At 44.6% G+C, this 17314-nt stretch carries 20 protein-coding genes and 1 riboswitch; of the genes, 6 read left to right on the top strand and 14 right to left on the bottom strand.

The window, feature by feature from the left end; translation table 11 throughout:
* Positions 1-61: 61 nt before the first annotated feature.
* Entirely contained in the window at positions 62-1093 is a 1032-nt protein-coding gene (locus K4039_RS21195; RefSeq protein WP_321161637.1) for a thiazole synthase, read from the bottom strand.
* Entirely contained in the window at positions 1068-1586 is a 519-nt protein-coding gene (locus tag K4039_RS21190; RefSeq protein WP_265238232.1) for a hypothetical protein, read from the bottom strand. The genes K4039_RS21195 and K4039_RS21190 overlap by 26 nt, the downstream gene beginning before the upstream one ends.
* A gap of 45 nt (positions 1587-1631) precedes the next feature.
* On the opposite strand from K4039_RS21190, the gene K4039_RS21185 reads away from it, so the two are divergent.
* Positions 1632-2333, top strand: a complete 702-nt coding sequence (locus K4039_RS21185; RefSeq protein ID WP_265238229.1) for a Crp/Fnr family transcriptional regulator — start codon at positions 1632-1634, stop codon at positions 2331-2333.
* A gap of 227 nt (positions 2334-2560) precedes the next feature.
* Here the strand turns inward: K4039_RS21185 and K4039_RS21180 are convergent, their stop codons facing one another.
* The 6 genes from K4039_RS21180 to K4039_RS21155 form a co-directional block, all read right to left on the bottom strand.
* The gene (locus tag K4039_RS21180) at positions 2561-2896 is read right to left on the bottom strand and encodes a cupin domain-containing protein (RefSeq protein ID WP_265238227.1); all 336 of its coding nucleotides are present in this window, start codon (positions 2894-2896) and stop codon (positions 2561-2563) included.
* Between the two features lie 14 nt (positions 2897-2910).
* Complete coding sequence (locus K4039_RS21175) at positions 2911-3690, bottom strand: cyclopropane-fatty-acyl-phospholipid synthase family protein (protein ID WP_265238225.1); 780 nt, start codon at positions 3688-3690, stop codon at positions 2911-2913.
* Positions 3691-4103: 413 nt separating this feature from the next.
* Positions 4104-5105 carry a methyltransferase domain-containing protein gene (locus K4039_RS21170; RefSeq protein WP_265238223.1) on the bottom strand — a complete coding sequence of 334 codons (1002 nt, stop codon included), beginning with the start codon at positions 5103-5105 and terminating at the stop codon, positions 4104-4106.
* A gap of 168 nt (positions 5106-5273) precedes the next feature.
* Complete coding sequence (locus K4039_RS21165; protein ID WP_265238221.1) at positions 5274-6389, bottom strand: fatty acid desaturase; 1116 nt, start codon at positions 6387-6389, stop codon at positions 5274-5276.
* A gap of 129 nt (positions 6390-6518) precedes the next feature.
* Entirely contained in the window at positions 6519-6974 is a 456-nt protein-coding gene (locus K4039_RS21160; protein ID WP_265238219.1) for a hypothetical protein, read from the bottom strand.
* Entirely contained in the window at positions 6964-7146 is a 183-nt protein-coding gene (locus K4039_RS21155) for a hypothetical protein (protein ID WP_265238217.1), read from the bottom strand. Before K4039_RS21155 ends, K4039_RS21160 begins: the two co-directional genes overlap by 11 nt.
* 304 nt (positions 7147-7450) lie before the next feature.
* Positions 7451-7596, bottom strand: a riboswitch (cobalamin riboswitch).
* A gap of 127 nt (positions 7597-7723) precedes the next feature.
* Here K4039_RS21155 and K4039_RS21150 point away from each other — a divergent pair.
* Entirely contained in the window at positions 7724-7888 is a 165-nt protein-coding gene (locus tag K4039_RS21150; RefSeq protein ID WP_265238215.1) for a hypothetical protein, read from the top strand.
* 269 nt (positions 7889-8157) lie between these two features.
* On the opposite strand, the gene K4039_RS21145 is transcribed toward K4039_RS21150, so the two are convergent.
* On the bottom strand, positions 8158-8877 hold the full coding sequence (locus K4039_RS21145) for a LuxR C-terminal-related transcriptional regulator (RefSeq protein ID WP_265238212.1): 720 nt from the start codon (positions 8875-8877) through the stop codon (positions 8158-8160).
* Between the two features lie 90 nt (positions 8878-8967).
* Between K4039_RS21145 and K4039_RS21140 the strand changes: the two genes are divergently transcribed.
* The 3 genes from K4039_RS21140 (at position 8968) to K4039_RS21130 (ending at position 10730) form a co-directional block, all read left to right on the top strand.
* The gene (locus K4039_RS21140) at positions 8968-9390 is read left to right on the top strand and encodes a DUF6220 domain-containing protein (RefSeq protein WP_265238210.1); all 423 of its coding nucleotides are present in this window, start codon (positions 8968-8970) and stop codon (positions 9388-9390) included.
* Between the two features lie 9 nt (positions 9391-9399).
* On the top strand, positions 9400-9828 hold the full coding sequence (locus K4039_RS21135; protein WP_265238208.1) for an MAPEG family protein: 429 nt from the start codon (positions 9400-9402) through the stop codon (positions 9826-9828).
* Positions 9829-10256: 428 nt separating this feature from the next.
* Positions 10257-10730: a hypothetical protein gene (locus tag K4039_RS21130; protein WP_265238206.1), complete on the top strand. Its 474-nt coding sequence runs from the start codon at positions 10257-10259 to the stop codon at positions 10728-10730.
* A gap of 71 nt (positions 10731-10801) precedes the next feature.
* Here the strand turns inward: K4039_RS21130 and thiO are convergent, their stop codons facing one another.
* Both thiO and K4039_RS21120 read right to left on the bottom strand, forming a co-directional pair.
* Complete coding sequence (thiO, locus tag K4039_RS21125; RefSeq protein ID WP_265238203.1) at positions 10802-11899, bottom strand: glycine oxidase ThiO; 1098 nt, start codon at positions 11897-11899, stop codon at positions 10802-10804.
* Between the two features lie 190 nt (positions 11900-12089).
* Complete coding sequence (locus tag K4039_RS21120; protein ID WP_194013118.1) at positions 12090-12428, bottom strand: 2Fe-2S iron-sulfur cluster-binding protein; 339 nt, start codon at positions 12426-12428, stop codon at positions 12090-12092.
* 117 nt (positions 12429-12545) lie between these two features.
* Here K4039_RS21120 and cimA point away from each other — a divergent pair, with 117 nt between their 5' ends.
* Positions 12546-14159, top strand: coding sequence for a citramalate synthase (gene cimA, locus K4039_RS21115; protein ID WP_265238200.1), 1614 nt, complete (start codon positions 12546-12548; stop codon positions 14157-14159).
* 262 nt (positions 14160-14421) lie between these two features.
* Here cimA and K4039_RS21110 read toward each other — a convergent pair whose 3' ends face one another.
* The 3 genes from K4039_RS21110 to K4039_RS21100 form a co-directional block, all read right to left on the bottom strand.
* Positions 14422-16632 carry a peptidase domain-containing ABC transporter gene (locus K4039_RS21110; protein ID WP_265238198.1) on the bottom strand — a complete coding sequence of 737 codons (2211 nt, stop codon included), beginning with the start codon at positions 16630-16632 and terminating at the stop codon, positions 14422-14424.
* Between the two features lie 133 nt (positions 16633-16765).
* Complete coding sequence (locus K4039_RS21105) at positions 16766-16954, bottom strand: hypothetical protein (RefSeq protein WP_265238196.1); 189 nt, start codon at positions 16952-16954, stop codon at positions 16766-16768.
* Positions 16955-17099: 145 nt separating this feature from the next.
* Positions 17100-17288, bottom strand: a complete 189-nt coding sequence (locus tag K4039_RS21100; protein WP_265238196.1) for a hypothetical protein — start codon at positions 17286-17288, stop codon at positions 17100-17102.
* Positions 17289-17314 lie beyond the last annotated feature (26 nt).

Genomic DNA, 17314 nt, shown 5'->3' with positions numbered 1-17314 from the left:
TTTTGATTGCCATCACTTTACCAAAAAACGCTATCAAAGCGCCGCCCTTAAGTTCAGGAATTTATTTTGAGTTGACAGTGCCTGTTTCGGGGGAAGAGGCGATCGCATAATCTTTGACAGGCATTCTTCCTGCTAAGTACGCTAAACGCCCTGCTTCTGCTGCCATTCCCATTGCTTTTGCCATCGCCGGGGAATTTTGGGCATTGGCGATCGCCGAATTAATCAACAGTGCATCAGCGCCCATTTCCATTGCTTGGGCCGCTTCGCTGGGAGTGCCGATTCCCGCATCGACTACCACAGGAATTTTCACCGTGTCAATAATGATTTGAATATTGGCAGCATTATTGATCCCTTGCCCCGAACCGATGGGCGAACCTAAAGGCATGACAGTTGCACAACCGACTTCTTCGAGGCGTTTTGCTAGCAGCGGATCGGCATTGATGTAAGGCAAAACGGCAAAACCTTCTTTGACTAATTGCTCTGCGGCTTCCAAAGTGCCGATCGGATCTGGCAGCAAATATTTAGCATCAGGAATCACTTCTAACTTGACAAAATTATTATCTTCCTGCCCCAAAAGCTTCGCCATTTCCCGGCCCAAACGAGCAACTCTAATCGCTTCATCAGCAGTTTTACAGCCAGCAGTATTGGGCAGCATCCAAATTTTAGTCCAATCAAGAGCCTCTGCCAATCCTTCATGACCGGGAGCATTTGTCTGCACCCGCCGCACAGCCACAGTCACAATTTCGCACCTGCTAGCATTGACACTTTGCTGCATTTCTGCAATGCTGCGATATTTTCCCGTCCCCGTCATCAAGCGAGAATGAAAAGTTTTGCCAGCAATCACCAGAGGTTTATCTAAAGATGGCGTTGCTGTATCTACTGGATAGCCAAAAATGCTGTACTCAAGTGCCTCTTCCCATAGTTGTCTGCCACCCATCATTTCTTCAAGCTGCCAAGCTTCTTCAATAGTTAGATCGTCGTGGGTAACAGCAGATAAAATTTGCCCTAAAGTAATTAATTTAGCATCTCGCGGCATATTGTTCTGCAATCCCCGCCCTACAGTCTCTTTAAATTCGCTGAAATGATCTTCCATTTTTCCACTCTTCCCTTGTAATGATTTGAATCTGTTCGCTGTTAACAACAAAAAATATTTTTTGAATTTGCTTTTCGGTATCCCAAAACAGAGCTTGTTTGATGCCAGCGTTGATTTTCCAGACATCGTAATTTTCTCGGTTGATGTGAAAAATAACGGTTGCTGCACCTTGCTTTTTTGCTCTACTGATGCCTTCTTGCACTCTGTCTCTGATGTTTTGGGTCTGTTCTGTCAACTCCTTAAATTCGCAAATCTGACCGTCTATCTCAGCATCTGGCGTTCTCACACCCTCTGCTGCTTGTTCGCTCAACAATCTAACTCTCTTCCCTATTTTAGCCAAAACTTCAGCAACAAAGATTTCCGAATTATTAAGATTGTGTTGTTGGTGGATGAGGACAAATCCGCCAGCTATTTCATCAAAATAATATCGCTGATATTCGGGTTCGGCATTTTCGTAGATGGCTTTGCTTGTCTGGATATATTCTGAATTCACCGCTATTATACTCTGAATGGACTCCGATCGCCTAAAGTTAAATGTATGAAAGCAACTGTGGAGCAACTGGCCGAAATTGGGATATTTGCCAGCTTAAACCGAACTGAATTGGAGCAATTGCAAGAACATACAGCAATTCGGACTTACCAACAGGGAGAAGTTGTGATGTATGAGGGCGATCGCATCCCCGAAAAATTATACACGCTTTTGAGCGGTTCTCTGCGGGTGGCAAAAACAGCGGCGGCGGGCAAAGAAACAATTCTCCGCACCCTATTTCAGGGAGATATGTTTGCCGCGCCTGCTTTATTGGGTGACGGGATTGCGCCGGCAACGGTGACGGCAGAAACTGATGTACAAGTTCTTACCACAGAACGGGAATTTTTGCTAGCAGCAATTCGAGAAAATCCTGAGATTGCTTTGCGAATATTGGCGGTTTTTAACCAGCGGTTGCAGCAACTACATGAGACTGTACACGGTTTGGTGTCGGAAAGGGCGATCGTGCGGCTGGCCCGATTCATTCATTACTTTGGCATCGAGCAAGGCACGAAGATTGTAAATAATAGTGTATGTTTAGAAAAACGTTTGCCATACTATCAAATTGCTCGCAGTATTGGCATTACCTATGAAGAATGCGTGCGCTTATTTAAGAAACTTAAGCCGTTTGTATCCTACAGTCGAGGCGGTAAAATTACTGTGTTGGATTGGCATAAATTGGAGGATATTGCCTCTGGAGATGAAATAGATTAATCAAGCGAAGAAGTACATTGATTCGGTAGGTTTATCGCTAAGTTTTGATCCCCCTAAATCCCCCTTAAGAAGGGGGACTTTGAAGAAGATTTCGGTTCCCCGAATCCTTGCGGGGACTTTGATGCTCTTGTCCCCCCCTTTTTAAGGGGGGCTAGGGGGGATCGAGAGGTTGATTTTCAAGTAAAATACTAATGCTATTTTCTTGAAATCACTCAGAATTTACAGTATTACTTGGTTTCGGAAAATGTCAAAACAAACGCTAGATTTTCTTCAGCTTTCAAAGCGTGAGGCGCTCGTGCGGGCATGAATACAAATACTCCCGGTTCCAAAACTATATCCTTACCTTCTAGCGTCAAAATTCCTTTTCCTGCAACTACATTAATTGTGGCATTCCGCGCTGAATGGTGTTCTGAAATGTCCGAACCTGCTGCCAAACAAAGTAAAGTATGCTGACAATTATTGTCTTTGACTAAAATTTTAGTCAGCACTCCGGTGGCGGGATATTCGATTGTGTCTCTGAGTTGGATTGATGAAGATTGTAGCGGTAAAATAGTAGCAGTCATAACTTTTTACTCCGTTAAGATTGTTTTTGAGCACAGATGATGATATAGCCTAAATCCTGTTGGTACTTCTGGAAAACTCGACGCATTGCTAAGATACGATCGCGAATTGGCGATCGGCTTAAAACATTCCACACAATCCGCGCAGTACCCACAAACCCTTCATCATCAAGCATTCGCCGCAAGTTGAGAAGTCCCATCGCCCCGGTTTGACACTTTTCTACTTGCAAACCCGCGTTTTGACAAAGAGCAATCCAGCCCGACTCAGACAAAGGTGTTGAATTAACTCGAATCACTTCCGATAAAGCTTTGTGAATTTCTGCTTCTCGGTTTTTGGCTAAAAGTTCGTGAGAGAGAAACTTGCCACCCGGTTTTAGCCGATCGCCAATTCCTGATAAAATCTTTGCTTTCCCCGACGGCGACTGCATCGTCAGAATAGCTTCAGCCAACACCCAATCAAACTCTTGGGTAATCCGATCCAAGTGCAAAATATCTCCTTCGATAATTTCCACGCGATCGCTCAAACCCGCTGCTGCAACGTTAGCACGGGCGCGCGCCACACTGTCGGGATTTTTCTCAACTCCCACTACTTTTACACCAAAACGTTCTGCAAGGGCGATCGAACTATATCCAAAACTCGCCGCCAACTCCAAAACAGTATCCCCAGACTTAAAATCCGCCAATTCTAATAACATTTCTGTAGCAGCTTTTCCCCCCGGCCTCAGCATTGTCTTGCCAGCGGCTGCTAGGACTTCATGGCCCGGCGCAGTCTTAAAATTGAGAGTAGTATTGGTCATAGATTTGACCTCCTATTTAACCTTACTCTCAGTTTGCCAGATTCTCCCAAATCTGTCTATGAGCTAACTCATATTCAAATAAGATAGGACGTACGGTTGAAACCGCGTCTATATAAACGAATATGGCGGTTGAAACCGCGTCTATATAAACGAATACGGCGGTTGAAACCGCGTCTATATAAACGAAGTCGGCGGTTGAAACCGCGTCTATATAAACGAAGTCGGCGGTTGAAACCGCATCTACACAAACGAAGTCGGCGGTTGAAACCGCGTCTACACAAACGAAGTCCGCCTCCGCGGACTGAAGAGAATAACGTAATTTTAATTGCAATATCTTCAACCCGCGCAGGCGGGTTTTGCCTGTCTAGACGCGGTTTCAACCGCCAGTCTTCTTAATTTTAATTGCAATGTCTTCAACCCGCGGAGGCGGGTTTTGCCTGTCTAGACGCGGTTTCAACCGCCAGACTTCTCTCTATCGAATTTGCTCGGATTGCGCGGAACATTCCAAAGCGACAAAGCCCCGCACCAAATGCTAACCGCATTAGTAAAAGAGTCGGTACTTCTCGCAGAGACTTGATGAAACCCGATACACCAAAACGCACTAATCCGGCCGGTCTAACTATACCTTGCCAGATAGAATCTATCCATGAAGGAAGGGTTTCTTTCGTCCAATCTGCGGTAGTCACAACGCCCTCCACCAACCCCGTTGCTTCTAAAAGTTCTGAAAAGCCTTCGATGCTTGAAAAAGCCGGATGTGACCATTGATCCAGCAGTTGCTGCATTACAGGTTTCTCCCAGAAATTGAGCGGGATTTTGCGATCGTCTCTTTGATTCCAATCCGCCACAACTAGCACGCCACCGGGCTTTACGACTCTCATCAACTCTTTCGCAAACACGGATTTATCTGGCATATGGGGCCCAGCTTCGATCGACCAAACCACATCAAAACTCCCATCTGGAAACGACAGCGCCATAGCATCATCCACCCGAAACTGCAAATCAAGTTCTGGGGGAGTTAATTCTTGAGCACGTTGAACTTGCTGCGGGCTGATAGTAATCCCGGTGACAGCAAACTTATAATCCTGCGCCAGAATCCGGCTGCTACCACCAATTCCACAGCCCACATCTAAGACGGTAATACCAGCAGGTAATTGATCCAAGCCGCCCCAGCGCACCATTTCATGCACAAAATCCGATTTAGCTGCGAGGAAATCTTTCCGTTGTGGCGGCGCACCGTAATGCCCCAAGTGGATATGTTCGCCCCAATAAAATTCCAAAATGCCGTCTTCCGTCCATTCATCGTAGGAATTGGCCACAGAATCGGATGATTGATAAGGGCGAGCCGTGATTAAATAGATCGTAAGGGCGATCGCCAGTAGTGCAAACACCACTCCAACTACAACAAATAAATTCATTTTTCACCTTCTCTCAAGAGCAGAATGTATAGAAGTGGACAGTTGACAGTGGACAGTTGACAGTTCCATAGTAGGGGAATCAAACCATTTATGCTTGACGGGTATCGGCTCTATTTTACTCGTTACCAGGATCCTGCCTGGTAACGAATATCTGGAGGCTCTGCCTCCTTAATTGGCTACACTGCTGAATTTAATTTCTGCTTGTTCTTGAAATGATGCAATCGATTGCAGACTATCTGAATCAGCATCCCAAAGAATGAACTTGAAACAATCAGGAATATCGCGAAGTGTCAGTATTTTTGAATTAGTCAACAGGTGAATATTAGCATTGTGACACGCCCGAAGATTGTAGTTAGGTATTCGCTCAGAAAGATGATGAATATTGTGGTAAGCAATATCAGCCGAAAACCAATTAAGAATAGTTGGTAATTTGAGATAACTACTGCCTTCAATTGCGCCAAGAAGATAGTCCCAACCCTCTGTTTTATGAGCGTAGGAACCCTCAAAATTATGCTGAACAAAGAAGATACAGATAAATATCGCCGCTGAACAAGTCATCACAATTGAGTAAACACTCCAGAAAAACCCCACCCCAAGTAAGTTACCCAGATAAATCCAGCTACCAACAACACAAATATTATTGAATAGTAAATCCCAAAATTCAGCCGTGGTATACCAATGTTTGGATTTATAAGACGCAATGATTGCAGATAAACCCATGCCAGAATCTTGATTTAGACAAGTGAAAATATGTTGAATAAAACCAACACTCCCCAAAATCAGCGCGAGTCGGGGCTTGATTATCAGGTAGAAAAAACCACCGGGAAACAGCATCAATGGATGTCTGAGGAACTGATATATCTTTTGATTAAATGGACTTAGCGCCGCAAACTTTTCTGTAGAAATCAACGCCGAAGGGCCTCGGTACATATCCCAATTACCATTATGTTTGTGGTGATAAGCGTGTCCCCTAGACCAGGGATACTGAGGAATCGCATTGATGATACCTAGCAGAAAACCCACGGTGCGATTGACTTTTTTGGAGCTAAACAGAGAATAGTGTCCGCAGTCGTGCATCAACGAGAAACAACGGCCAGAAAAAAGTGTCATTAACACGATTATTGGTGGCAGAAGCCATACAGAAATGGCAGCAGCTTTAAATGCTAAAAACCCTAAAAATGTATAGGGAATCACTGTATTCAGAATTTGGCAAGTAGCTGTGAAATTGTTGCTCTTCATGTAAGGAGATAGCACAAAATCCGACTTTTTGATCGCGCTTTTCATTGAGTATGTTTGTAGTGTGGATAAGTGCTGAGCCGAGAATTAGAATGTTGGTATTTTGCCATTGTGAAAATAAGTTAATGGCAGTTTGCTTTTAACCCATGCTTCATAAACCTGCTGATAATATTGAGTTCATTGTCTTCTCATTTGGCTTGTATCGTAGAGTTGAAATTCACCCCAGCGCTGACGTACTTGGTCATAACAATCAACCGGAGGAATCGCCAACCGTTGCAGTAAATCGATTTCAATTTGACCGTCACCTGTTAGCAGAATAATAATTTCTTGGGTGGGATTGTATGTTGCAATAATTTGAAGCAAATTTGAAATGGCGCATGGCTCTAATTCGAGTCGTCGTAAATAATCTGTTACTGATAATTCAGTGATGAATTGCAAGTAATGCGGAATTGTATCAGTCTGCCAATTTACAGGTGCATTGACAGGTAGATCGACATCACAAACCGTCATACCTCGACCAAGGGTTAAAAATCCATTCCAAGCTGTGTATCCAATTGTCAGCATATTTTGGTGGATGAACTTATTCTGCCAATAGCTAAAGCTACCTTGCCGCTTGTTATTTTCAACTTGCATTGGCTTGATCCCCCAGCACTTTAGCATATTTCACCATATTTTTCAGCGATGGAACAGTCTGAAATAAAGCATCTGTCTCTGATTTCCCACTCGCAAATGCTTCCAGGGCTTTCTTAACTTCTAGGTTTTTACCAATCCGAGGATATCTCAATGTCTCAGCTAGAATCGTCATAACTCAACTTATTTCAATGATTAAATTTGTGAAAATTGACAGCAAAAATATACTGAGGCTGAGTTCAAACAGTTACAAAGTATGATGATTTTACTGTAGAGTAGCGACAGACTACACGGAAATAGTTAGCGATTGGTAGACATCGCCTTTTATTCACATTTACGCAGAAACTATTACCGACTAAAATCTATCAGGAATCAGTGAAGTCCAATCAATATCGTTCTAAGTCAATAGATCGATCGCCAAAACACATAAATTTTGAGAAAGCTGAATTAACCATCATCTATGCCTCGTAGACGAAAAAGAACAGGTTTGCGATATCGGCGGGCCTTCTGACTAAGAGACTGTATCATCTCATCACAGTTGCGGGACAGCGCCGGACTTACACCGGACTTTCCCCGTTTCTTCCAACGGTTGCTTTTCGTTGAAACCGATTTTTGCACATCTATGAGCTTATCACAATTTTGGCTTGTTTGCATAAAAAACTGTGAAATCTGTCACCAGCGCCACAAATCGCTGCACCGGAACGCATTAATACGACTGGTTGGTGGCAAAGGCGATCGGCGTTGGGTGAGGTATGGCACTCTTGTGGCTTGCATCGTCTGTGGCACACTTTACCCTTCCACAAGGGTTCAACTCTGAACTCGATCGCACGTTCAAAACTTGGGCGACTCCCGAAAACTTTTTATTTGCGGGCTATATGGGCGATCGACAAAATTGCAAAAGTCATCAACTATCTTGAAATACATCTGCGTCGATATGTGTTGCATCTGCCCTGAATCAGCAGTCAATTTATCGATCGAAAATTCATGCAAAAGGTCTGATAATCCAGAACTATAAATCATACTATACGGCAAGTCGCAGACACATAAAAATCTTGATAATTTGCTTGATGAGAATGTGACAAGACACAAAATAGGCGATAGTTTTGGGTTAGATCGGGTATTCCTGCATTTGCAAGTTAACGCTCAGTTATACCGCTGCTTAGTCGGTGAAGGCGCAAGCAAAAGGTTATTGGTCAGTGTTGAGTACCAAATCAGATAGAGACTGTTTTACACTTGGCAAATGGTGTTTCGTAGCAGAAAGTTGTGCAACCATCTGTGCGCGAGATGAAACCTCAAGCTTGCGGAACATTCGCTTCAGAGCTTGCTTCACAGAATTCTCAGTAATCCAAAGTTCAGTCCCAATTTCTGCGTTGGTTCGTCCCAAAGCAACCAACTCGGCAATTTGCAATTCACGAGACGTTAAGCGATCGGTTTTGAAAGGTTGGTATTGCGATCGCACTGTTGCAGTCCAAACAGACAAGTGCAAACAGATGGCACTCAAATCAGCTAGATTTTGTGCATCAAAGGCAGGCATTGACTGTTCGCGAGTGCAGCCCAATACACCCACTAATTGACCGCAGCTTACAATCGGCCCCGCCATCACGTGCCAATGATCGGGTCGAGGACAAATCATAGTCCAAACCTTGGGTGATGCTACTAATGCTTCGTGGACGGGAGCATGACGCTCTACTAAATAACGTACAACAGGATTATGTTCGATTGATAGTCCATTTTGCAGTGTTTTCTGAAGATTGCTATTTACCAAGGGCAGTCGATCGAAGAAAAAGACTCCCGATCGCTTAGCTGCAAAATACTCACCGATTTTCGGCACGACTTGCGATCGCAGATCTTGTTCATTCTTGACCTGATTAATTACTTCAAATATATGCTTTAAGGAATTTGTCATGGTCATGCTGGCAAAAAGTGTACCCGATCGGGGTCTATGATTGCTGAGTTACTCAGCTTATATTATCAAAAGTATCAAAAATAACTGCACATGACCATCAATTCCGAAATTGAGCGCCCTCCCATCCGTTCGATGCAGATCGGCTTTTATGCAACTTCAGTCGTCTTTAACCTCTGCTTGATTGCTCAATTGTTAACGGTTGGAGTAGCTTACTTTGTTAATCCTGCATGGTGGGATATTCATGTTTGGCTAGTCCGAGGATATAGTGGGCTGTCATTATTATTGCTGGGATGGTCGCTCATCACTCGATTCTCACCCCAAATACAACGTCTCACCGCAAGTCTACCGGTGATGCTGGGACTACAATTTTTGACCATTCATCTCAAGAGTCCTTTTCACTTAGAGGTACTGCATCCTCTGATTGGATTTACATTACTCTTTGTTTCTTCAAGCCTTGTACATAGCCTAGGGCGGATTTTATCGCCCGCCAATCTTCAGAACGATTTAGTTTGAGAGATATAAATGATGCAAAATGCAATTTTCAGCCCCTTCTTTGCAATGGTGTTTCTGACACTTTTAGTCTGGGTGTATATGTACATCCGCCGTATCACTTTCATCACAAATACAAAGCTCGACCCGAAGGATCTGGCTGTACCTGGTACACTGGCGCAGATATCGCCACCAAACGTATCCAATCCATCAGATAACCTCAAGAACCTGTTCGAGATTCCCGTCCTCTTTTATGCGCTGGTGTTATACCTCTTCATCACGAAACAGGTAGATGCAGTTTATGTGAATGCCGCTTGGATCTTCGTTGTCTTTCGCGCATTGCATAGCATCGTTCATTGTACATTCAATCTGATCATGCTTCGGTTCTACCTGTACCTATTTTCAACTCTCATGGTGTGGTTCATCGCAATTCGTGCAGCCCTTAGCCACTTTGCTACATAGGTAAGCTAATCAGCATTTAAATTGCATGGTAAAATAAATTTTCACTCTTGTGGGGTGGGCATCCTGCCCGCCCTCAACATACAATTTAAATGCACAACAGCTTATGCGCTTCATTTCGTTTTAATAAATGACCGTTCTACAAGGGGCCAAGCTGTAACTCGATCGCACTCTCAAACATTCGGCGACTCCAAAATCTTTTTATCCGCCGGGAGGGTGATACGGGCGATCGACTTTCCAGCCAGTATCACACCGCCTGCGTAGGTGACAAACCGCCCCGGAAAGCCAAAATTGAGACAACATCCACCAGAGAGGATTTTGCCTCAACTCCTGGAAACGGGAACACAAAGAGCGATCGCAAGTGCGATCGTTCTTTGTGTTCGGAGCTCTAACTTGCTACAATTTAATCGCACACGCAACTAAAAGAGATTATGAGCGAACTATTAGATGAGACGCTTTCTATTGAAATCGCCACTCGCATTAAAAGCAACCGGAAAAACTGCTTTGATAACGCTTCCAAAGCAGCATTAACCACCGAAGGCGCAATCTACATCCAAGGATTTTTAGCTGCACCCGGAGCACCGTACAAACCCATCGAGTATAGCTGGATTGAACTCAACGAGCGGATTGTTGACCCAACTTTCCCACATCTCGGCTTCAGCGCTCAAGACATTCATTACTTTCCCGCCCAGCGATTGAGCATCAAGAAACTCAAAGCAATTCTAGATGAGTCAAAAGAAGATTATCCAGAAGATGACCCGCTACCGGTTTACGGCAATCAACCTTATGAATATTACGGCGATGTGATGTTAGGCGGCAAAGATTACCAAAATGCTTACGATTTGGCTTCCGCTAAATGCAGGGAATTGAACCAACCCAAAAAACAGGAATCTGACGAATCATGATTTACTGAAAAATGATTTTACGCGCTACATAAACGCGGTAAGGTGCGCACTGCGCACCTACAAATAGAGCTTTAAGTAAGTTTTGAAGATGCAAACCTCGCATAATTAAAACCAGCCAATAACGGATCTATTTTTTGATTCCAAATCGAATCAGCCAACAATTTAGCCGTCACCGGAGCCAACAAAATGCCATTGCGATAATGCCCCGTCGCCAGCGTCAAATTCTCCCAAGCACTTGCACCCAAAATCGGCAACTCATCGGTCGTTGCTGGGCGAAATCCCCACCAAAACTCTAGAATCGGATAATTTTGTAATTCGGGATATAACTGCATAGCTCCTGCTAGCAAGCTGTGGATTCCCGCCGCAGTATTTCCCGGAGTGAAATCTACATTTTCGCTAGTTGCACCAATAATAATTCTCCCATCTTGACGCGGCACAATATAAATACCGGTGCCGAATAAAACTGTTTGTAGCGGCTGAGTTATTCCACAATTTTCTGGGACGAATACTGACATCATTTGCCCCTTTCTGGGAAAAATAGGAACATTCAATAACTGCTCAGACCAAGCTCCAGTCGCCAAAACATAATGGTCAGCTTGCAATTTTCCTACCGTTGTTTCAACACCCAAAACTCGGTTTTGCTGCCGAATAATTTCCGCTGCACTGCCTTGAATAATCTCAATTTGCAATTCTTTAGTTGCTGTCTGAAGTGTCCGAAATAAAGCGCGGTTGTCAACTTGAGCGTCGTCAGGATACCACCAACCACCGATTACTTCTTCACCCAATCCAAACTGGTGCTGGCGAATCGCATCTCTGTCCAACCAATGAGAATTAAGGTTTAACAAATGTGGCTGTTCTTGAGGCTGATTTTGACAGACTGGTGCGAGAATGCCCGATCGCCAATACCCCGTTTTCAACCCCGTAATCTCTTCCAGCCGTTCCACCCAGGCAGCATACAGGGAGCGACTTTGCAAGCACAAATCCAGCATCGGACTAGGAGGAATTCGTTCAGCTTGGGGGGCAAGCATTCCGGCTGCCGCCCGCGCCGTCGGTTGTTTAGAATCAGCGGTGAGAACGGCGACAGAAGCCCCTCGCAACTTCAGTTCAACTGCTAGGGAAAGGCCGATAATTCCGCCGCCAATAATCAGAATATCTTGAGATGAATTCATTGACTTTTCTATGGACTTTCTGGCTTTTTTTACCTCTGGGCATTCTTGAGAGTAAGGTGCTGGTGTTCGCACCTTACAGTTAGAATTTTTGCACAATTTTTACATACTCTCGGTGGGGCGATGCTCCTAGCCCGCCCGAAATATGCAATCTAAATGCAGTACAGCTTATCAGCCTTCATCCGCAAAAAATCTATGCTTGCGGTTTCCACACAGTCTCCGAGCCCTGGCCCCAAAAACCGTCATATTTTGTCACCTTAATATCGCCTAAAACCTTAGTTTGGCAGGACAAACGGCGGTTCGATGCCGAAGAATGGGGAGGAAGGGAAAGTCTGGCTTTTTCGCGCCACTCCGGCTCGGAAACTTCACCCTCGATGCTGACGGCGCAGGTGCCGCAAGTGCCTAGCCCGTGACAGTTGATGACTTTGGCGTTACCGTTGTAGAGATCGATGCCGTTTTTGAGTAAAACTTCACGGAGATTCGATTCGCGATCGCACTCAAATGTTTTTCCTTGCGCTTGTACCTTAACCACAGCAATTCACCCCAATTAGATTTATGTTAATTTTCCTATATATTATCGCATTTATTTCCAATAAATTCATCTAATATAATAAGTCATATATTACCAATTTTTCTCTCCCAACTCCCCATGACAAATCGGCTCTGGATCTACGATACCACGCTGCGAGACGGCGCTCAGTGCGAAGGACTGTCTCTATCTCTCGAAGACAAACTGCGAATTGCCCGTCAGTTAGACAGTTTAGGAATTCCCTTTATAGAAGGCGGCTGGCCGGGAGCTAATCCTAAAGACGTACAGTTTTTTTGGCGGCTCAAAGAACAGCCACTAACTCAAGCAGAAGTTGTAGCTTTTTGTTCCACTAGGCGGCCGGGAAAAACCGCAGCCAATGATGAAATGTTGCAGCCTATTTTGTCGGCCGGTACTCGTTGGGTAACACTGTTTGGTAAGTCGTGGGATTTGCACGTTATTGAAGGTTTGAAAACGACCCTAGATGAAAATTTGGCGATGATTCAAGATACCATTGAATATTTGCGGAGCCAGGGAAGGCGCGTTATTTACGATGCTGAACACTGGTTTGATGGCTACAAATACAATCCCGATTATGCTCTTCAAACTTTAGCAGCGGCGGCGGAGGCCGGTGCAGAATGGCTGGTGCTTTGCGATACTAACGGCGGCACTTTACCCCACGAAGTAACTCAAGTAGTTCGCGATGTTTTAGCATTTTTAGCAACAAAAAGTACAACATTTTTACACTTAGGAATTCACACTCATAACGACTCTGGAGTTGCGGTTGCTAATGCTTTGGCTGCTGTGCAAGAAGGCGTGAAAATGGTACAGGGAACTATTAACGGTTACGGCGAACGCTGCGGCAATGCTAATTTGTGTTCATTGATTCCTAATTTTCAGCTAAAGTTAGGTTATGATTGTATTCAAAATGAACAGTTAGCAAAATTAACTCAAGTCAGTCGATCTGTCAGCGAAATTGTCAATCTCGCTCCCGATGATCATGCTCCTTTTGTTGGTCTTTCGGCCTTTGCTCACAAGGGCGGAATTCACGTATCGGCGGTTGAAAAAAATCCCTTAACTTACGAACATTTGGAACCTGAAAAAATCGGCAATATCCGGCGAATTGTGATTTCGGATCAAGCTGGTTTGAGTAATGTTTTGGCGAAGGCTAAGACTTTTGGGATTGAGCTCGATCGCAAAAACCCTGCTTGCCGCCAAATTCTGGAAAAATTAAAAGCTTTGGAAAGTCAAGGATATCAATTTGAAGGCGCTGAGGCGAGTTTTGAATTGTTGATGCGGGAGGCTTTGGAACAGCGCCAGCGGTGGTTTGAAATTAAGGGATTTCAAGTACACTGCGATAAGGTTGGCGAAGATTGTACGGCTTTAGCAACTGTCAAATTGTCAGTCAACGGTACAAATATTCTGGAATGTGCGGAAGGAAACGGCCCGGTTTCCGCTTTGGATTCGGCTTTGCGGAAAGCTTTGGTGAATTTTTATCCGGCGATTGCACATTTTTATCTAACAGACTACAAAGTGCGAATTCTCGACTCTGGTGCGGGTACTTCTGCTAAAACTCGCGTTTTATTGGAATCGAGCAACCGCCAGCAGCGGTGGACAACTGTAGGGGTTTCTACTAATATTTTGGATGCTTCTTGTCAGGCGGTTGTTGAAGGTTTGGAGTATGGTTTGGTGCTGGACAATCAAGAGGCGATTCCTTTGGTTTGTCGGGTTCATTAATTAAGAATACCGGGCGGTTAGAAACCGCGTCGATACAAACAAAACCCGCCTCCGCGGGTTGAAGATGATAAAAATACCGGGCGGTTAGAAACCGCGTCGATACAAACAAAACCCGCCTCCGCGGGTTGAAGATGAAGAGTATGCGGTTAAAATTACCTTATTCTCTTCAGTCCGCGGAGGCGGACTTTGTTTGTGTAGGCGCGGTTTCAACCGCCGTCTTATCTTATTGAACCGTATTGATTGTCAACTAACTATAACTTGTTTAAGGATGCAAAAACTCTAAATGATCTCCGGGAACGGATCGCAATTTAGCCGCAGATCCTTGCAGTTTCAACCTGCCGCGTTCTAACATGATAATCCAATCGGCGCGATCGATCACTCGCGGCCTGTGACTGATAAAAATCGTGGTTTTCCCGTGCCGGTACATCAGCAAATTTTCCAAAACTTCCGCCTCGCTGGCGGGGTCTAGCCCTGCGGTAGATTCATCTAAAATCAATACTGGCGGGTTGTTGAGAATGGCGCGGGCGATCGCCAATCTCTGTCTTTGTCCCCCAGAAATATTCGCTCCAAACTCCCCTAAAACAGTTTGATACTTATCAGGTAATTGACTGATAAATTCGTCAGCCCCCGCAATTTTACACACTTTCACAATCTGTTCAAAGCTGGCATCAGGACTGCCCAAATGAAAATTATCTAGAATCGATCTGCTCCAGAAATGCGCTTCTTGGGGAACAAGAACCACCTGCTGTCTGAGACAGTCGAGAGACAAATCCTGCAAGTTGTAACCGCCAATTCTCACATTACCAGATTGCAGCGGATACAGACCAGCAATTACCTTAGCTAGCGTACTTTTTCCGCAACCAGAATAACCGATTAAAGCAATTGCTTGACCGCCGGGAAACGTCACAGAGAAATTTTCCAGTAAGTCAAGTCTGCCTGGGTAGTGAAAATTAACACTCTTGCAAACAATCTCGTCGCGGTCTTGAAGCGTTACCACAGGTTTATTAATATCGCTTTTACTTTCCGGCTCAGCGTCTATAACTTCCGAAAGCCGTTGAGTTGCTGTCTGGACGCGAGCCATTTCATCAGTACATTCGACCAAGGAAGTCACCCAAGTAGTAACGTTTTGATTCATGCTAATAAAGGCTAGCAACTGACCAATACTCAATACCTTGTCAATCACCAAACCGCTGCCCAACCACAGCAGGGTAATGCTGCCCGCTGAAGCAATAAAACCAGAAAAAATATTGTTGAGAATGCCAATTTGTGTAGTCCGAAAAGTAAGACTCGCTAAGCGACCGAAGCGGCTTTGAAATTCTTCCCAAAGTTGCTGGGCGCTGCTAGTAGTTTTGACAGTCAGCGCGCCTTTAAAGGTTTCTACTAAAACGCCTTGAGTTTCTGCTTCTAGTACAAATAAATTCCGCGTCTTTTGCTGCAATACGGGCAGAAAAACTACTGTAGAGGCAGTCATGAACACAGCGATAACTGTAGCTGCCAGCGTCAGTTCCTTGCTGTAAAATAACATGAAAACAAAAGAAACTACAGCTATAAAAAATTGACTGGGCAAGCTGATAGCAAATTGAGAAACTAATTTATTGATTTCTTGGATATCTTGTAATCTACTGACAATTTCGCCGCTGCGTCTGGTTTCGTAAAAGCTCAAAGGCAATCGCAGGAATTTACGCCCGAATTCCATCACCAATCCCAACTCTAAACGCTGGGAAAATTGAGCAATCAAGTTTGATTGTACTAATCCCAAACTGCTGCTAAATAGGTTCATAACTATAACTGCGATCGCCACACTTGCCAAAAGTTGCGTGTCGCCCCGTACCAAAATGTCGTCGGTGAGCAGTTGTACGAGAAAAGGCGAAGAAATTGACAGCAAACCCAACACCATATTCAGCAACAGTGCTTCCATTAAAAGCTGGCGGTAAATCCAAACCCGGCGCATCCATTTTTGTACTGAATTGGCGGGCGGTTGACCGTCTGCTTCGGCAAAAAATCGATCGGGATCTGGGTCTACTAGCAAGCACAGCCAATCTGTCCAACCTGCCGCTAATTCTTCTTTGGAAATATAGCGCATACCGACAGCCGGATCGCCGATCGCATATTTGTCGCCCTGCTTTCCGTACAAAACAACCCAATGATAACCGCTCCAGTGAATAATTGCCGGCAAAGGTGCTTCGTCAATTTTGTCTAAAATAGCAGCGGCTGCTCGCACCGATCGAGCATTAAAGCCCACCGCCTCAGCGCCTTGCTTCAAGCCCAGCAGAGTCGTCCCCTTTTGACCAGTGCCGGCACATTCTCGCAAACGACTAATAGTAAAATTCTGTCCGTAAAATTTGGCGATCGAAGCCAAACAAGCCGCCCCGCAGTCTTCTTCACTCTGCTGGATTACAACCTGGTATTTTTTAAATCTGTTTACTTGTCCGAATAATGGCATTTTGCCGATCAAAGGGATGTTCTTTAACATTTTGCAAATTGAATAATGAGTAGAGCATAATGAACACTACTCCTCACCAACTACCCAATCAGCAAAAAGCACCCATAAAGTTATGGGTGCTTCTCGATCGACAGTTAGAGAGCTGAATTCACAGCCCTAAACTTTAGGAGTAGCCGTAGCGGACTACTCTTCTGAAGGAACCGTCGCAATTCCGGCGGTACACTACCCAACTGCGGCGGCGCCCACGGTTACAGTTGTAGCGATTATTGGCATAATAGTAACCGCCGTTGACGCTAGCTGATTCTTCAGGGGTGAGTTCAGCAAACAGTGAATTTTCCTTATTTTCTTGCATGATTTGACTCCTTTCAAGGTTAAAAGTTTTTAACAGAAACTAGAAATTATCTAAAATTTCTACAGCCTTGCTTAAATAAAGCACCATGAAATTATGGGTGCTTTCTCGATCGACAGTTAGAGATCTGAATTCACAGCCCTAAACTTTAGGAGTAGCCGTAGCGGACTACTCTTCTGAAGGAACCGTCGCAATTCCGGCGGTACACGACCCAACTGCGGCGGCGCCCACGGTTACAGTTGTAGCGATTATTGGCATAATAGTAACCGCCGTTGACACTAGCTGATTCTTCAGGGGTGAGTTCAGCAAACAGTGAATTTTCCTTATTTTCTTGCATGATTTGACTCCTTTCAAGGTTAAAAG

The sequence above is a fragment of the Lyngbya sp. CCAP 1446/10 genome, assembly GCF_026130175.1.
GTDB lineage: Bacteria > Cyanobacteriota > Cyanobacteriia > Cyanobacteriales > Microcoleaceae > Microcoleus.
Note: the sequence above shows the minus strand (reverse complement) of the source record. Positions and strands in the feature narration are given on the sequence as shown.

What these genes read in the sequence shown, in the direction of transcription:
- K4039_RS21155 (WP_265238217.1), bottom strand. Translation starts at nt 7,146, where the DNA reads ATGACGATTCTAGCTGAGACATTGAGATATCCTCGGATTGGTAAAAAC.
- K4039_RS21185 (WP_265238229.1), top strand. Translation starts at nt 1,632, where the DNA reads ATGAAAGCAACTGTGGAGCAACTGGCCGAAATTGGGATATTTGCCAGC.
- K4039_RS21160 (WP_265238219.1), bottom strand. Translation starts at nt 6,974, where the DNA reads ATGCAAGTTGAAAATAACAAGCGGCAAGGTAGCTTTAGCTATTGGCAG.
- K4039_RS21175 (WP_265238225.1), bottom strand. Translation starts at nt 3,690, where the DNA reads ATGACCAATACTACTCTCAATTTTAAGACTGCGCCGGGCCATGAAGTC.
- K4039_RS21110 (WP_265238198.1), bottom strand. Translation starts at nt 16,632, where the DNA reads ATGTTAAAGAACATCCCTTTGATCGGCAAAATGCCATTATTCGGACAA.
- K4039_RS21195 (WP_321161637.1), bottom strand. Translation starts at nt 1,093, where the DNA reads ATGGAAGATCATTTCAGCGAATTTAAAGAGACTGTAGGGCGGGGATTG.
- K4039_RS21140 (WP_265238210.1), top strand. Translation starts at nt 8,968, where the DNA reads ATGACCATCAATTCCGAAATTGAGCGCCCTCCCATCCGTTCGATGCAG.
- K4039_RS21130 (WP_265238206.1), top strand. Translation starts at nt 10,257, where the DNA reads ATGAGCGAACTATTAGATGAGACGCTTTCTATTGAAATCGCCACTCGC.
- K4039_RS21100 (WP_265238196.1), bottom strand. Translation starts at nt 17,288, where the DNA reads ATGCAAGAAAATAAGGAAAATTCACTGTTTGCTGAACTCACCCCTGAA.
- thiO (WP_265238203.1), bottom strand. Translation starts at nt 11,899, where the DNA reads ATGAATTCATCTCAAGATATTCTGATTATTGGCGGCGGAATTATCGGC.
- cimA (WP_265238200.1), top strand. Translation starts at nt 12,546, where the DNA reads ATGACAAATCGGCTCTGGATCTACGATACCACGCTGCGAGACGGCGCT.
- K4039_RS21135 (WP_265238208.1), top strand. Translation starts at nt 9,400, where the DNA reads ATGATGCAAAATGCAATTTTCAGCCCCTTCTTTGCAATGGTGTTTCTG.
- K4039_RS21150 (WP_265238215.1), top strand. Translation starts at nt 7,724, where the DNA reads ATGGCACTCTTGTGGCTTGCATCGTCTGTGGCACACTTTACCCTTCCA.
- K4039_RS21105 (WP_265238196.1), bottom strand. Translation starts at nt 16,954, where the DNA reads ATGCAAGAAAATAAGGAAAATTCACTGTTTGCTGAACTCACCCCTGAA.
- K4039_RS21145 (WP_265238212.1), bottom strand. Translation starts at nt 8,877, where the DNA reads ATGACAAATTCCTTAAAGCATATATTTGAAGTAATTAATCAGGTCAAG.
- K4039_RS21170 (WP_265238223.1), bottom strand. Translation starts at nt 5,105, where the DNA reads ATGAATTTATTTGTTGTAGTTGGAGTGGTGTTTGCACTACTGGCGATC.
- K4039_RS21180 (WP_265238227.1), bottom strand. Translation starts at nt 2,896, where the DNA reads ATGACTGCTACTATTTTACCGCTACAATCTTCATCAATCCAACTCAGA.
- K4039_RS21165 (WP_265238221.1), bottom strand. Translation starts at nt 6,389, where the DNA reads ATGAAAAGCGCGATCAAAAAGTCGGATTTTGTGCTATCTCCTTACATG.